This is a genomic window from Danxiaibacter flavus (genome assembly GCF_041060425.1).
GTDB classification, from domain to species: domain Bacteria; phylum Bacteroidota; class Bacteroidia; order Chitinophagales; family Chitinophagaceae; genus Danxiaibacter; species Danxiaibacter flavus.
Genome location: NZ_JAULBC010000003.1, coordinates 63,247 through 80,003 on the forward strand (window position 1 = coordinate 63,247; position 16,757 = coordinate 80,003).

At 41.6% G+C, this 16,757-nt stretch carries 12 protein-coding genes; 2 read left to right on the forward strand and 10 right to left on the reverse strand.

The annotated features are described in order from the left end of the window. Window positions 1-500: 500 nt before the first annotated feature. Window positions 501-1,118 carry a class I SAM-dependent methyltransferase gene (locus tag QTN47_RS10840; protein WP_369329387.1) on the reverse strand — a complete coding sequence of 206 codons (618 nt, stop codon included), beginning with the start codon at window positions 1,116-1,118 and terminating at the stop codon, window positions 501-503. Window positions 1,119-1,258: 140 nt separating this feature from the next. On the opposite strand from QTN47_RS10840, the gene QTN47_RS10845 reads away from it, so the two are divergent. Further along, a complete protein-coding gene (locus tag QTN47_RS10845; protein WP_369329388.1) occupies window positions 1,259-2,098 on the forward strand; it encodes a hypothetical protein in 840 nt (279 codons plus the stop codon). 9 nt (window positions 2,099-2,107) lie between these two features. Here the strand turns inward: QTN47_RS10845 and QTN47_RS10850 are convergent, their stop codons facing one another. Beyond that, entirely contained in the window at window positions 2,108-3,280 is a 1,173-nt protein-coding gene (locus tag QTN47_RS10850) for an acyltransferase family protein (protein WP_369329389.1), read from the reverse strand. A gap of 314 nt (window positions 3,281-3,594) precedes the next feature. Between QTN47_RS10850 and QTN47_RS10855 the strand changes: the two genes are divergently transcribed. Beyond that, the gene (locus QTN47_RS10855) at window positions 3,595-3,918 is read left to right on the forward strand and encodes a T9SS type B sorting domain-containing protein (protein WP_369329390.1); all 324 of its coding nucleotides are present in this window, start codon (window positions 3,595-3,597) and stop codon (window positions 3,916-3,918) included. 182 nt (window positions 3,919-4,100) lie between these two features. Here the strand turns inward: QTN47_RS10855 and QTN47_RS10860 are convergent, their stop codons facing one another. The 8 genes from QTN47_RS10860 to hutI all read right to left on the reverse strand — a co-directional run bounded on the left by QTN47_RS10860 (window position 4,101) and on the right by hutI (window position 16,590). Continuing rightward, entirely contained in the window at window positions 4,101-6,521 is a 2,421-nt protein-coding gene (locus QTN47_RS10860; protein WP_369329391.1) for an ABC transporter permease, read from the reverse strand. A gap of 198 nt (window positions 6,522-6,719) precedes the next feature. After that, window positions 6,720-9,122, reverse strand: coding sequence for an ABC transporter permease (locus tag QTN47_RS10865; protein ID WP_369329392.1), 2,403 nt, complete (start codon window positions 9,120-9,122; stop codon window positions 6,720-6,722). A 797-nt stretch (window positions 9,123-9,919) separates the two neighbouring features. Continuing rightward, window positions 9,920-11,020, reverse strand: a complete 1,101-nt coding sequence (locus tag QTN47_RS10870; protein WP_369329393.1) for a Gfo/Idh/MocA family protein — start codon at window positions 11,018-11,020, stop codon at window positions 9,920-9,922. Between the two features lie 180 nt (window positions 11,021-11,200). Further along, on the reverse strand, window positions 11,201-11,656 hold the full coding sequence (locus QTN47_RS10875; protein ID WP_500683529.1) for a PIN domain-containing protein: 456 nt from the start codon (window positions 11,654-11,656) through the stop codon (window positions 11,201-11,203). After that, window positions 11,649-11,876, reverse strand: a complete 228-nt coding sequence (locus tag QTN47_RS10880; RefSeq protein ID WP_369329395.1) for a UPF0175 family protein — start codon at window positions 11,874-11,876, stop codon at window positions 11,649-11,651. Before QTN47_RS10880 ends, QTN47_RS10875 begins: the two co-directional genes overlap by 8 nt. A gap of 248 nt (window positions 11,877-12,124) precedes the next feature. Then, entirely contained in the window at window positions 12,125-13,189 is a 1,065-nt protein-coding gene (locus tag QTN47_RS10885) for a formimidoylglutamase (protein WP_369329396.1), read from the reverse strand. A gap of 48 nt (window positions 13,190-13,237) precedes the next feature. Continuing rightward, window positions 13,238-15,286, reverse strand: coding sequence for a site-specific recombinase (locus QTN47_RS10890; RefSeq protein WP_369329397.1), 2,049 nt, complete (start codon window positions 15,284-15,286; stop codon window positions 13,238-13,240). 50 nt (window positions 15,287-15,336) lie between these two features. Further along, a complete protein-coding gene (hutI, locus tag QTN47_RS10895) occupies window positions 15,337-16,590 on the reverse strand; it encodes an imidazolonepropionase (protein ID WP_369329398.1) in 1,254 nt (417 codons plus the stop codon). Window positions 16,591-16,757 lie beyond the last annotated feature (167 nt).

A 16,757-nucleotide genomic window follows, 5' to 3' on the forward strand; every position in this document is an offset into this window, starting at 1 on the left:
ATCGTATCACAATATGTTGTTGACAATTCAATGTCGTTTAGTTAAGAATTGTCATTCTTGAATATCCATAAACGATCGCAATCAGGCCCTGTTCGGGAGACCTCTCCTATCGCCGGGGTGACGACGCGGGTGCAGCCTTTCCTATATCGTTCATCGGTGCTGAAATCAGTTTTTCTGATAAGCCAGGACCGTCATGTCGACTGGGAAATTTGGTGAGCCACAATCAAAGAGAGATGACAGTACACTTTTCGTCAATAGTCCGTAGGACTTAAAGCTTAATAGAAGCTCTAACCTACCAGGTCCTTCTTGTCCGTAGGACATTAACCCCATTTATTTGGTTAAAGTCCGGACGGACTATGATGGTCTCAATTCGCATATTTCTATTAAGCTTAATTCCCTACGGGAAAAATTGACACGCTATGAATCTGTCATTGGCACGAAAGGAGAGATCTTCCAAAGTTGACGATGTTCGCTTAACCAAACGACATTACGTTGCCAGATTAGTTTCGTTTTTTAAAACAGCAAAACAAAAAATTCTGCCTGGTGTTAAATGGTGTTACGTGATCTTCCGTTATGCACTTCATCTTTTCAAATGCGCTTTGAAATGTTGCATTCAACGTTTCTTCATTGTACTGCGAAATATCCAGCCCGCTGCATTTCTTCGGGCCCTCAGTTGAAAATGTACCAAGGATCAGGTAGCCGGCAATTGTTTTAGTTGCGATCTCAACATACTTCGAAATTTGCTCTTTCGATGTAAGAAAATGAAAGGCCGCTCTGTCGTGCCAGATATCAAAACCAGTCTCAGGTTGATACGCTGTTACATCACTCACTACCCAGTTAATTTTATTTGCTTTATCACCAAGACGAACTTTCGCTTTTTCAAGTGCCCTGGCGGAAATATCCAGTACGGTGATATTTTCGTATCCTTCTTCGAGTAAACAATCAGCGAGATTGCTGTCGCCTCCTCCTACATCTATAATTTTTGCTGTTTTCGGCAAATCAAGTGACTGGATAAACTCCATAGATGTTTTTGGATATTTCTGCGTCCAGCTTACCTCTTTGGGACTCTTTGATTCATAAACATTTTCCCAGTGCTTTTTATTTATAAGAGAACTCATTTTATAAACTTTATGAGGCAATTGAATTGTCCTTGTTGTAGTATTTTAATTAGTATTCGTCGATAAAACTACCTAAAAAAATGTATATTGGAATTAAGCCCGCAGAGGCACTCACCTACTTTATATCTAAAGCTTATCGAATGGAACCCTTTGCTAATCTAACCCCGGACGAGAAACGTCATATCGAAATGGAGGAACAATTTCGTCACGAAATAAGGAAAAGTCTTGAAACCGGCGAAAATAAACCTCCTTCATCTTCAAGGATATGGAATTTCTTCAACAGTAGTTTTGGTTTGTGGTTTTTGTCAACCTGCGTAGTTGGTTTTATTACTTTTTTATATACGCAAAACAAAGAACAACAGGATGCTAAAGCCAAGCAAGACTTGGCAGAAATAGAAACGCATCGTCAAAACGCATCTCTCATCACATTACTTCTACCTTATCTCGCATCGCCGGATGACAAGCAATGGAGGATGGCAATAGAAATCACCAAATATTTGAAGGGAAACGGCAAATTGCCCGGTGAACTTGAATCAGCATTAGAAGGCATTGTTCATAGTGCCGCAGATACCAGTAAAAACGCTGTAAGCCAGCAAAAGATCGATGCAGCTGCCGCGGTTATTGATATAAAAGACAACTCGGCTCCTGATAAAAAAGTAGTAGCCTCAACTTTACCACCGCGCGTATATATTCAAATTGCTAATGACAGCCAGATGGATCTGGCTAAAGTGCTGCAGGCAACGCTTCGTAAAGAAAATTTCATCGCACCTGGCGTTGAAAATGTTGGACGTAAGGGTGCTGACATTCCCAACGCAATTGAAGTCAGGTATTTCCGTGCGGAAGAAATGGCAGAGGCGCAAAGAATTATCTCTATCATCAAATCGATGAATATGGGGCTCAGGGTAAATGAGTCTCCTCAGCTTGCAACAGATAACGATGCCAGGCCCAGGCACTATGAAGTGTGGTTTTCAAACTCCTAGCATCGGCGATCAGTATTGGACAGCGCGTGTTTTTGGCACTTGTTGTTTTCTTTTGTTGAGTATTTTGTCTCTTAATAAAAGAAAAGGCTTTTCAACGATTTTGTTAAGTATAAAGGCTGCCAATAAAGAGGTTGATATACAGATAAACATCATCAGGTTACTATTCTTATCAATGTCAAGCTTAGCGAATTGTACCTGGGTTACATGGATAACAATTTTGTGCGATAGATAAAGTGCATACGATAGTTTTGCAATAGCAGCCGTTGCATTGGATTTAAATTTAAATAGAAGGCCCGACGGGCTTACTGCTCCTGCAACCATTAAACCATAACCGATGCTCACCAAAGGGAAGCCAACAACGGACGCTGCAAATGAAGATGATTCTTTGCATAAAAGATATGCGGCTATTAATACTGATAAGCTTAACAATAAGAGTAGATTTCCATTTTTCCGGAGCAATTGACTTAACTGCGGTTTGAATTGAAAAATAGCTGCGACAGATACGCCCGTTAATAATCCATCCAACCTGGACCACGTCGGATAGTAGATCCATTTATACCAACGAATGATAAAATCATCGTTTTGTGCATAAGGCGTAAGCTGATAGTTGTATAGTAGAGCTCGCACAAGCAATCCCGCAACAAAAAATGCCAATATAATTACAAGCCCTTTTTTCAGCATTTTAAATCGTGCCAGGCCAAGGAGAATCAACGGCATGAATAAATAAAACTGCTCTTCAATGCATAGTGACCAGGCATGAGAAAATGTACCCTGTGAATGAAGATCGAGTCCCAGGTTTTGGGTGAATGTTAAATATTTCCACAGAGGCGCAGGCGCTTCCCGCTCTCTCAATAAGGGAAACAAAAAATACAGCACCACTATTACCAGGTATGCTGGTATAATTCTGAAGAATCTTTTTATAAAAAATTCCTTCAGGGATATTTTTTTAGCTTTCGCGATCTTTTCAAAAAGCTGAGAAGATATTAGGTAACCGCTGAGTACGAAAAACAAATCAACTCCCGTCCATCCGAATTCGGCGAGGCTGAGTACCCAATCCGGATGAGCAAAAATTCCCCCGTAATGATAGAAAAAAACATAACAAATAGCGAATGCCCTTAAATGATCAAGGCCGAACAGTTTTTGCGTAAGCTGATGTTTTTCAATACCTTTTATATGTGTCATGGGAAGTCCTGGTTGTAATGCCGGGGAACACAAATATCCGCGGATAACAAGGTACAATTGCCAATGTTGATAAAAAAGATGGTGTATTCAACATTATCATCAAAATGTGAACTTCCGGACCCAATATCAACAACCGTAAGACATTGACCGCGTCGTGTTCGCGGTTGTTTTTATGTTCCGGAAGAGAAAGCAAGAAAATTATTCAAAACTAATTTTGCGTCGCAATAAAGCAAAGAATTGAAAATGCAAGACATGTTATGGTGACGCACAACAGCATAATCAAACCGGCACCTTGTTAACTTAAGACCTCAATTATGCATTCTAACCTAAAAACGATTTACTCTTCTGATATGTGTTCTTCCCGTATTATAGCAGGCGCATTTACGCCATTTTTGATTGCTCCGGCGTCTGCCGGCAGCATGGATAAACTCGTGCTGAAATACCACGAAAAAGTAAACAGCATACATCTGAAAATATTCACCAGGTGGGGTTCTGTTATTTACGAAACAGACAACTACGACAACTCCTGGGACGGTGACAATGTCAGTGCGGGCACTTATTACTACGAAGCAGCCGTCTCCTCTCCTGCTTTGGCAGATGAAAGGCCACACAGAGGATGGATTGTGGTGGTTAAATGAAGACGTGTAAGATAGTAAGACCGTAAGACAGTAAGATAGTAAGATAGTAAGATAGTAAGACAGTAAGATAGCACGAGAGTAATAAAGCAAAGCCAGAACATTATTAAGAAATGAAAAACGGCAAGACACCCTTACTCCTTCGCTTCGATAAACGTAAAAACGTAAAACGTATAACTTACAACTCACTCCGACCTCAAACTCTTAACCGGATTTGCCATCGCCGCTTTTATAGCCTGGAAACTTACCGTAGCAAGTGCGATAATCAACGCAATGATACCCGCCAGTGCAAACAGCCACAACTGTATGGTTATGCGATAAGCAAACTCCTGCAACCATTTATTCATAGCCAGCCAGGCGACAGGCGTTGCTATTACGACCGCGATGCAAACCAGCTTTACAAAGTCGCCCGATAACATGGCAATGATGCCGGTGACGTTTGCACCCAAAACCTTTCTGATGCCAATTTCCTTGATCCGTTGTTCGGCTGCATAGGTAACCAGTCCTAGTAATCCAAGGCAGGCTATAAGAATAGCAAGTATTGAAAATGTTATTGAAAGTGAACCGGTACGCTGATCGGCCTGGTATTGTTTATTAAATTCTTCATCCATAAATGTATAGCTGAACGCGTGTGAAGGCGCCATCACTTTCCATTTTGATTTGAGTTGTGATACCAAACCAGGGATGTCCGCTGTATTAATACGGAGTGCAAGGCTTCCCAGGTTTTTACGGTACAACAAAGCTAACGGCGTTACCTGTTCCCTGAGTGAATTAAAGTTGAAATTCTTGATAACCCCGACAATACTAAAGCTGGAGATTTTCTTTGTTGCTGCATTTTCAACGGCGTACATTTTCTTGTTAATCGGATCTTTTCCTTCAAAGTATTTTGCCGCAGCTTCATTTATGATGATAGCGTTAGAATCGGTTGCAAAATCTTTTGAAAAATTTCTTCCGGAAACCAGTTGCATCTGCATTGTCGGAATGTAATTTTCGTCAACTTCCCACTCCTGCGACAATATCGCATTCTCTACATCAAAATTCATATCAGGAAAAAGCCCGGTACTGTTGCGCCAGTTGTTGGTGGGCAAATAACCGGTAAATGTAGCTGCCTTTACAACCGGTAACTGCATTACTTCATTTTTAAAAGCCTCAGACTGAGAGCCGAGGGCAGATGTATTTTGTATGATCAACACCTGTTCTTTATTAAAGCCGACGTCTTTTTGATGTATGTAATTGAGTTGACTGTAAATAACCGTCGTGCCAACCATCAATGTAATTGAAATAGCAAATTGGAATACTACCAGTGCATTACGCAAAACAGAACCTTTAAAACCCTTTGCCAGCTTGCCCTTTAATACATCTACCGGTTGGAAAGATGAAAGAAAAAAGGCCGGGTAGCTACCCGCAAGCAGACTAACGACAATCATTAAAGCGACAATAACAGCCAGCCTAGATGGGGCAAGAAGAACCAGGCCGCTTATGTTTTTCTGAGCAAGATGATTAAATAATGGAAGCAACAGGAATGTTAGCACGGTCGCTGCCATAAATGCAATAAAGCTGATTACAAATGATTCTGTGAGAAACTGTGTAATTAAATTTCGCCTGTCAGATCCAAGCACTTTTCTTACACCTACTTCTTTTGCCCTGTTGGAAGAGCGAGCGGTGGACAGGTTCATAAAGTTTACGCAGGCTATCAACAGAATAAAAATAGCGATAGCTGAAAAAATGTAAACGTATTGCAAATTTCCATTCACACTCAGCTCATCAGGCTTATTACTGTGCAAATGGATCTTTAAGAGTGGCATCAGGCTGCAGCGGACGTATCCTCCATCTTTTTTAAAATCGTCAAAGGCAATATTAGCGACACTTTTAAGTTCGGGTGCAACTGCTGCTTCGAGCGACTTATTAAACTGTTTTTCCAAACCAGCAATATCTGTTCCTTCTTTCACTACTATATATGTGTGAAAGTTTTCACTAAGCCAGTCAATTTCGCGGCTTTCATCCAGGCCGGAAAGTGGAAGAAAAAAGTCATAGTTAAAATGTGATTGAGAAGGAATATTTTTTATTACAGCCGATACGCGGTAAGGTTTGCTGTTAATCTCCATTGTTTTACCTAACGGACGTGCATTGCCGAAATATCTTTTCGCAGCGCTTTCTGTTATTGCAACAGATTGTGGCTCTTTTAATGCTGTGCGCTGATCTCCATCTACAATGGGTAATGTGAAAACATTAAAAAGGCTGGAGTCTGCATAGATCACTTTATCCTCTACGATTTTCTCATCGCCCTTTGTAATCGTTATCGGACCACGGTTCCTGAACCGCGTATAGTGTTCTATCTGTGGGTATTCCGCGGCAAACGCTGGTCCCATTGCTGCCGGCGCTTCTCCTATATCGAACGCGTTGTTGCCAAATTTAATCTGATTGTCGATGCGGTAAATGCGTTGAGCGTTTATATTGAATTTATCATAACTCAGTTCATCTGTAACATAGAGCATAATGATTAAGCATGTGGCAATCCCCGCTGCGAGACCAAAAACATTGATGGCTGTAAAGCCCTTGTTCTTTTGCAGACTGCGAAATGCAGTTTTGAAGTAATTTTTGAACATACGAAGAAGTTATAAGTTTTAAGTTATACGTTGTACGTTTAACCCGGAGAAGGGATATGTTTTAAGTTGTACGTTGCACGTTTAATAGAGCGGGTTATATTTTTCCTTCGCCTCAATAAACCTAAAACGTACAACTATCCGGCTTTACCCTTTCCTTCGCTTCGATAAACGTATAACGTTTAACGTATCACTTACAACTTATTCCGTTCTCAAACTTTTTACCGGATTAGCCGTAGCCGCCCTGATCGCCTGGAAGCTCACTGTAAACAATGCGATAAGCAGAACAAAAATACCTGCTGAAGCAAACATCCACCAGCTTAAATTAACCCGGTATGGATAGTTCTCCAGCCACCTGTTCGCGGCGATCCAGGCCATCGGAATCGCTGCCAGCAAAGCAATTGCAACCAGGCTCAGGAAGTCTCTTGATAAAATACGCACAACACTGCTAACTGATGCGCCAAGCACTTTGCGGATGCCAATTTCTTTTGTTCTTTTTTCAGCGGAGAGTACAGACAATCCAAATAACCCTATACTTGAAATGAATATTGTAAGGATGGCACCAAAGAGCATGATCTGTTTCCATTTTGCTTCGGACTGATAACTGTTCCTGTTTTGCTGATCCTTGAAATCGTAACTGTAAGGATTAATCGGGAAAAGTTTTTTATAGGTTTTCTCGATATCTTTTAATGCGGCGGTTGAAGTGCCCGGACGAATTTTAATGTAGAAATCTCCGTACGGATTTTTGGGTTTCATCGTAAACAGCTGCTCTTTTATTTTCTGATTCAGTGACTCAAAATGATAGTTTTTTACAACACCAATTACCGTGTAAGTTTCATCAGTATTGTCCATATTTACAAACCGCACCTGTTGGCCCAAAGGTTGTTTCCATCCGGCTTTCTTTACAAACTCTTCATTTACGATAACCGATTGGGTAGAATCTGAAGGAAGGTCCAGGGAAAAATTTCGTCCCTGCAGTATGGGCACTTTCAGCATCGGGATATATGGCACACTTACTGTTTCATACGCAAATGAAATTTTTTCTTCGCCATTGATCTTTGCGCCCGAGCCCCAAAAGCCTCCGTTCTTTAGTGCAACATCAACGACGCCGGAACTTTTCATCAATTCATTTCTGAACAAGGCAGCCTCATTTCTATTTAAGTTTCCTTTGCCCACAATAATGAGGTTTGTATCATCATAACCGAGCTTTGTTGTGGTAAGATAGTTGAACTGTGAGTAGATGATCAACGTGGCAGTGATCAGGAATGACGCAAGCGTGAATTGTAAAACTACCAGGCTTTTTTGCAGGTAATTCTTTCCGCCAAGATTAAATCTGCTGTATAAAGTGTTAACAGGATTGTAGTTGGATAACACCAGTGCCGGGTAAAAACCCGCCAACAGGCCGGTAAGCAGGAACAACCCAATATAACCCGCGATCAATTTTAGATCGAAAAGGTAGGATATACTCAGCGCTTTATTAGAAAGATCATTAAATACTGGCAATATTACCTGTACAAGAATGATGGCAAGTAAAAATGCAAGAAAGCAAAGCGCAAATGATTCGCCTAAAAACTGAAAGATCAGTTGCTTTCTTTCCCCGCCAACAACCTTGCGAATGCCTATTTCCTTTGCGCGCTTGAGTGAACGGGCTACCGTCAGATTCACAAAATTGATGCAGGCAATCAGCAGGACAAAAATTGCGATCCCGCCAAGTATATACGAAAACATGGGGTTGCTTGAGTCGGACAAACCGTTATCCGCCGGCAGATCCTTGCTTAAATGCATATCTAAAAAAGGCTGAAGCGAGTATTCTGTTCTTCCATGAAAGTCGAATTTTTCCGCGATCATCCTGATCACATCCGCCGCGTCTTTTTCAAAGAACCTGGTCATTTTTTGTCCGGCAACTTTTGTGTCAGCGTTAGGATTGATAACCACGAATGTATTCATGAAAAAGCTGAACCAGTTTTGATTGTTCTGCGCATCTTCCTTTGACACTACCATTGGTAGCAATAAATCAAATTTAATCGAAGAGTTCTGCGGCGCTTTCTTTGCTACGCCCGTAACGATATAGGGTTCAAACTTATCGTCGCCTTTGAGCATAATTGTTTTTCCAAGTGCATCTGTGGTGCCAAATTGTTTTTTAGCTACTTCGTCCGATATTACAACAGAGTTTGGTTGCAGAAGCGCTGTTTTAGGATTGCCTTTCAATAATGGAAATGTAAATACGGAAAAGAAATTGGAATCTGCATATCGAAGGTCCTGTGGTTTGATTTCATCTCCGGTCTTCATATCCATCTGACCGCTTCTGAATCGCACGAATGATACTATTTCGGGAACTGCGGACTTAAACCGCGGACCTTGCAAATAACCTGTATAGCCGCTTTTTCCTGATTCCTTACCATCCGCTTCAACATTTCTGTTTACGATGCGATAAATGTTGCCCACATTTTTATGAAACCGGTCATAGCTGACTTCATCCTTTACGTAAAGAATGATCAGCATGGCGCAGGCAAGTCCAATACTCAAGCCGGAAATGTTGATAATCGTATAAATTTTGTTGCGTGTGAGGTTTCGAATGGCAGTCTTCAGATAATATCTAAACATTGGTGGCTGTTTTTTCGTTGATGATTATGACAAAAAAGCGGCTAAGTTGGTGATTACATTTCACTCCAATAAAATACCAGAATTGTTATCGATTGATAATCAAGTAGTTTTAAAAAAAATACTTAATTCCACTGTTCAGTTTTGATACAGTTGTTGTCCGCTTTTGGTTAACCACGGAGACAGAGCGACACGGAGGCGCACGGCGTTTTTGGCCACAAAGGTGCCGAACCACGGAGGCATAACGACACGTAGGTCAACAACGTTTGCCACAAAGGCGCGAAGGCGCAAAGAAGCACAAAGAAGTTACACAAGAGCAGGCCAAATCTAAAATCATCCTGCCCCATCTTTCACTATTGACCATTCACTTTTCACTATCTATTATAAAAATAGCAGGCCAATCTAAAATCACCTTGCCACACCTTTCACCATTGACCATTCACTTTTCACTATCTATCATAAAATAGCAGACCAATCCAAAATCAGCCTGCTACACCTTTCACCATTGACCATTCACTTTTCACTATCTATTATAAAAATAGCAGACCAATCCAAAATCAGCCTGCTACACCTTTCACCATTGACCATTCACTTTTCACTATCTATCATAAAAATAGCAGGCCAATCCAAAATCAGCCTGCTACACCTTTCACTATTGACCATTCAATGCCGTTTCCTTAAGAGGTTACAAAAAGTAAAGCAAGCCTGAATCAGGTACTTCGTACTTCGTAAATCGTACTTGATAAATGTTATTGTTTCTTAAGGAGACTGCATTGATTGACCATTCACCATTCACTCTCCTACACCACCACCCTCTGCCCGCTACCTGCACACTTATAAATCGCTTCAACAATCCTGATATCGCGTAATCCTTCTTCACCCGGAACAAGCATTGGCTTCTTATTCATGATTGAAAGGGAATTATCGTCCATTTGCTTAGCCTGTTGCCATGGAACGTCATAAGGAAAACGGATGGTTCCTAAGGGGCTGCTTCCCTGTAATCCGTTATAGCCGGAGTATGGTGCCATTTTAATATCACCTTTCTCGCAGGCAATGTTGAGGAAATTGATATTCTCACCGAAACTTGTTTTTATATCTGCAAATACGCCGCCGGGAAATTCCAACCTTGCAACTGTAGTTTCATCGAGCCCATTTTTATAAATTTCCGGTCGCGTTGTGGACGTTGTAGCGGAAACAATTGCGACTGGTTCCTTGCCCGTACCCAGTCTCGCTCCTTGTATAGCATACACGCCCATATCGTACAACACACCGCCGCCCATTTCTTTTTTCTGCTTCCAGTGATCAGTGCGATTCTCCCTGTAGCCGGCAGCGCATTCAACTCCCTTTACTTTTCCAAGCAAGCCGTTGTTAACAATGCGGGTGTATTCCTGCGTGTTGGGTTCGTGATGCAAGCGATAGCCAATTGCAAGCGATTTCTTATTCTTCCTGCAGGCATCAATCATTTCCTGGCATTCAGCTGCTGTCATTGCCATCGGCTTTTCACACCATACTTCTTTTCCTGCATTTGCTGCACGGATCACATATTCTTTGTGCATGGATGGTGGTAACACAACGTAAACCACGTCTATGTCAGGGTTATTGGCAATCTGGTCGAATGTGTTGTAGTTGTAGATGTTCTTGTCCGGGATATTATATTTTGCTTTCCATGCCTCAGCCTTAGCAGGAGTGCCTGTTACAATGCCGGCCAGGTAGCAATATTTTGTCTGTTGAAGCGCTGGGGCAAGCAGGTCTGTACTGTAATAGCCAAGACCAACCAGCGCAACACCCAGTTTTTCTTTTTTAGGACGCGTTGCAGCAAGTAAAATATTTGGAGAAAGATACAAGGCGGCGCTGCCTGTAGCAAGCGTTTTGAGCGCCTCTCGGCGCGATTTCAAGGTCATTGGTTAGATTTTTTGCAGTGAAGGAATTGTAACCTGAATTTACTGTTTATTCGGGAGAAAGCAATACAGCTATGAGCTATCAGCTGTCAGCTTTGGCAGTGTTGTCTAAAAATCAAGTTAGCTGTGTTCGTTTGTTAAAGTAAAATGGAAAACTAAACTTGTTTGGCTTCTAAGGAGCATTCATTCCTGGGCTTCTTTTAAAGCTTGTAATTCAAGGTCTAAAGACAATCGGAAATTAGTCTTTTTAATCTCCTGTAGAATTGGCTTTATAGAAGGGATAAAGCCAAGAAGCTTGGCTTTAATGATAACACCTATTGTTCCAGTGAACGCTATTCCCAGCTTTGCGGCAATCTGGCGTGCCTTATAGTCATCTATAATCAAAGTGCTACCGGGCATTTCGAGTGCCAATGCAATGGCACTTGATTCTCCTCTGTCAATATGCATTTCGAGTAACTGCTGTTTTGATTTGTCATTTACGCATCGAATCTCAATCCAGTCCGGTAGGTTTTCGCCATATTCTTTAGCAACATCAGGAGTTGTGATTATTCCACCATAAACATGATGTAAGATCTCCAAATGTCCAATTTTGGCAAGTATGATAAAACAACTAGTGTCAGAGATTATTGGTTTAGGCATTGCTTACATCTCTTGATAAGTCTGACGCTGGAAAATTGAAGATTGAAACATCGTAACTTCCCAATAACTCAGCGAAGGCTCTTTTAGAAAGACCTGCTACGTCTGCAGCTTGTCCAAGAGAAAGTTTGCCTAACTCATAAAGACGTGTGGACACGAGCAACGCAACATCTCGGCTGTTCAGATCCAATTCATCAGGTATGTTCAACGTTAACGTTTTCATACCCAAATATACCGATTTATAATCATCTGAATAATTATTTAGACTAATGAAATTGGCTATCAGCTTTTAGCAATCAGCATTGGCGCCTTATGTCCTGTCTTGAAAAATAAAGCTTGCTCTTGTAAACAAAATAACCAATGCATTTGGATCTTAAACCTTTGCACTGGTTAAATGGTATTTCTTAATTCCTGAATGTGGCTTGCTAATTATCTGAAACCTGATACCTGATGGCTCAGAGCTCATAGCTACTACACTATCTCCTTACTCACCACAAGCGCTTTGATAAAATCACTCACCAGGTAAGAGACGAGCTTGCCGGTTGCAGGATCTTTGCGTCCGTCGTTTAATTGCGTGGCTCCCTCACAAATATGTAAATAAGCCACCTGGCAATCGCCGGCGGCATAATGAATGTATTGTCTTGCCTGGAATGTGGTGATACCAACAGGTGATGTAGCGCTGCTCAAAGCCTTTTCAACTATGTCCAGATCCAATTCAATGCCGCAATAGGTGTCGTCTGTAAAACTTGTGGCATGCGCTACCGCCTGCAGGAATGTATGTTTTTCGTGCAGGAAAATATCTTCATAAGTAATAACATCCATAAATGGATTGTTCACGATATCCATCCATACATTTTGCGGCAGGTAGTTTTCGTGCAAACCTATTACACAATATTTTTCCAGGTAGCCGTCTTCTTCCGCATAACGGAATGCGTTACCACTGTGTCGGCCTTCAGTTGGGCGGTAATCGCTGTGCGCATCAAGATTAATGGCGTTTATTTCTGCAATAGGTATTAGTCCAGCCTGGTACAGGCCCTTTGCTGCGCCCTTAATACAGCCGTATGCATTGTTGTGTCCGCCACCAATTACAATGGGGATCTTATTGTTTTGTGCAATTACTTTAACAAGGTGCTCAACTGCATTGTCAATTGTCTCAACCGCATGGCGGTAAGCTTCAACGCGTTCTGAATGCCCCTGTGCATTTGTTTCTATCAGCAAAGCGAGCTCGCTAAAATCAAGGTGTCCCAGCAACAGTATTTCATCGCCCTGTAAAAAATCATTGCTTTGAATATTTAAAAAAGATTTCAGGAAAGGCATCCATACTGTATCGGCTCCGCCGACGCCCATGTTTGCTTTAACGCCTATATCCTCTGGTATACCGAATAATACAAATTTTGCCGGAGATGCAGCAATTGCCTGTTCAATGTTGTTGCCATTTTCCAGTACAAGTATACGCTCTCCCATCTTGGTCTCAAAACGTCTAATGTTGGTCAGTTGTGCCAGGTTATGCCTGTTGTAAACAGTAAGATGTTGCATGTCAATCAAAGCTTTAATTATTTAAAAAATATGATTGTCTGTTTCTATTTAAACGTCCGGCATTGCTACTGCTAAAGTATCTTCCTTAGCTGCACCCTTGCCGGGGCGAATAAAACGCATGGGGTACTTTTTAAAATAGCGCAAAAGAATTTTAAGAAATTCGGGGTATTCTCTCAGCTTAATGCCGCGCGATTTTACTGCGACTATAAACGCGAGTGAAAAGCTAACTAAAAAATTGATGAAACCAATGCCTAATACGCCTAATATTACAACTAAAATATATTGCCAGGTTAAATTGGTAAAACCGACGCCATAAATGCCAATGGATGTATTCGCTGCAGAAATGGTGATATGCCTGATATCGAACGGGATCCCAAATATTTTTGGCACCAATCCGGCCATACCAAGAAAGAAGCCAAGCGCCACGTTACCGGCAATACTTCCGGCATAGTGATCAATGAAAGCGGCAAATCTTTCTCTTCTCTCCTTCTTCATTGTTAGTGTGAGTACGGGGTGGCGCTCCAGCCTTTTCTTCACTTTTCCGTACTGAATTTTGTTTTGTACAAAACCTGCCAGCAGCCCGCTGATAAAAAGAAATACGCCTGTGTTCATGGCATAGGCGAGGGACAAGCTGTGCCAGGGATGCTGGTCTTCCAGTAAATTCATTGCCTGTGCACCTTCAACAATCTTTTTGTGTGTACACAGTTCGTATAGCCAGGCCAACAGGTAGCTACCGGGAAAAACGATGATCAGGTTACCAAAAAAAGATGCTACCTGGCTTCGCATCACTTTGGATACAGTAATTGCAAGGCTATAAAGATTAGGTTGATCATTCTTCCTGTTATCCAGTGACTCAGCAAGTGCACTTGCCGTAAAAGCCGGCTGCTTGGTTGCAAGTGATGAATGCGTATGTTCAATTAAAAGAAACCCGAGGCTGTAGTTGACGCTATAGGCCACGCCTGCCCAAAACGGGGGAAAATGGACTTTTGTAAGCAGATTTTTAAATACAGCGGTGAAGCAAATGATCAAACCTCCCCACATGGCACTAATGATCATTTTATTGTATTCGCGCCGGGAGGAAGTAATGTATTTATTGCCTTTAATTCCTTTATGTTCTGCTATCCGGTAGGCAATGTAACCAAGGCTTTGGGACGATAGTTCCCTGATACTGTTTTTGCGTTTTTCATTCCGGATAAGCCGGATAAAAAAGTCAACAACTTTGTAGGTATGGAATGTTTGATCAGTATCCGCCGAGGCTACAATGATTTTCATGCGGTTAAGGCAGGTTTCCATTACGAGCAGTGTATATGTAAGCGATAAGCTGGCGCCTTCTTCTGCTTGTGTTTCCTTCATCTGTTGCAGGCAGGCGAGACATGTGTCCAATACGCTGTCAAGCTTGTCTGCATCTTTGGTTACTTCGTCATAAGGGACATTTTCTTTTGCTTCGAGTTCCGTGATGAGGACGGAAAGGTTATTCTGCTCAATAAACGGATTTTCATCAACATATTCCTCAGGAATTACCGCATGAACTTCGTGATCATAACTTAAGGAAACAATTTTATAAGACAGAACGATCAGAGACTTAAACAACTGCTTTTGCAGCAGGTGATTGCTTTTGCTTAACGGTACCCCAAGAGTTTCAAAAAATACCTGCCAGGTATCGGTGGAAATGCGCTCAACCCAAACATAATCATTGTGTTTGTAAAATACGCGATTGATTACATACAGAAAGTCATTTTCATCCTGCAGTGCAGGCAAAAATTTATGATTGATCCTTTTAACCAGTTCCTGCACAAAACCACGCGCTTTCAATACGCCGCTTTCAGTTAAAGCAGGAATAAGATTGGTATTGATCAATTGTGAAAGCATTGCTGCCTGTAAATTCCTGAGTACCGAAGGATGTTCATGCAGTTGCTGAATAGCGGTTTGCATCCTGGTTTCTGCGGCGGTCGCAAACTGTGTGGATTTAGGACGTATTTGTTTGAAAAAATCGACAAGGAAGTTAAGGCCTGTGTCTTTGTCGGATACACGTAATTCCAGTCCATCCTCTATTGTAGCTGTTATTAAATCGGCATGTTTTTTCTTTTTTTTCAGCATCCATATCCGGTTTTAATGAGCAAATATTTCCTGGCAAAGCTGTCATCGTGTTAGCGAGTCATAACAAACGATCCGTTGATCATAACCTTTTCTATCATATTGTTTCCAAAAGCGTACGGCAAATAAGCAAGTGAGGACATCGGCCTCGTAAATATAATATTTGCTTTCTTTCCAATAGTAATACTTCCAACTTCATTTTCTAAATTCATAGCAAATGCCCCATTCACAGTGGCCGCATTTATGGCTTCTTCGGGAAGCATTTTCATTTGGATACAGCTAAGTGACACCACAAAGTTCATATTACCGCTGGGCGAAGAACCGGGGTTAAAATCAGACGCCAGGGCAACTGCACAACCTGCGTCGATCAGCTGCCGGGCGGGTTGGTATTGCATGCGCAGAAAAAAGGCAGCCGTGGGCAATAAGGTACACAAGCCCTGCCAGGTTGGGGATGACAGATGTTCTATTTCGTCTTCAGTCAGCGTTTCAAGATGGTCCAGCGAAACTGCATTTAAAGCAATACCTGCTTCTATACCTCCAATGCTGTTCAATTGATTCACATGCAGCTTCGGCCTTAGCCCGTATTGAGCTCCGGCTTCACAAACGCGCTGCATTTCTTCCACTGAAAAAAATCCTTCCTCACAAAAAACATCAACAAAATCTGCCAGCTGTTCTTCTGCAATTACAGGTAACATGTCTTCAATAATCAGCCTGATGTATCCTTCGTGATCATTTTTGTACTTTGCGGGAAAGGCATGTGCCGCTAAAAAAGTACTTTTAATGGGTATGGAGGCATTTTCTTTCAACCGCTTTATAACCCTCAACATTTTCAATTCGCCTTCCACACTCAGTCCATAACCGCTTTTAATTTCGAGTGCGCCGGTACCAAGCGCAATAAGTTCATTTAACCGCTTATAAGCACTTTCATATAGCGCATCTTCAGAAGTTGCGTTTAGCTTTGCCGCCGAGTTAAGAATGCCTCCGCCTTTGGCAGCAATAGCAGCATAACTCAGGCCGTTGATCTTGTCGACAAATTCTTCTTCTCTGCTTGCAGCAAAAACAAGATGGCTATGGCTGTCGCACCAGCATGGCAATACATAGCTTCCATCAGCATCAATGATATCCATTGCGGTCAAATGCTCCGGCAAGTCCTGCATTTTTCCAAAAGCCTTAATAATGCCATCTTCCACGTACAAAAAAGCATCATCAATACAAGGCAGTTCTTTCAATCCTTCTCCGCGTAATATTCCCGTTTCTTTCCTTGTATTTACCAGGCTTCGTATGTTTCTTATAAGGACTGTGTGCATGCGGCAATATTACAAAAGCATTTATATCTAATGCCTTATTTAATGTCAAAATTTTGATCATAATCTGCTTGCAATCGGATGAATTGTACCGCAAATCAAATTCCAATAAAAGTTTAGCTAATGTTCTTTCACAGAGGTTTATATATCAGATTCATCGTTACATTGTA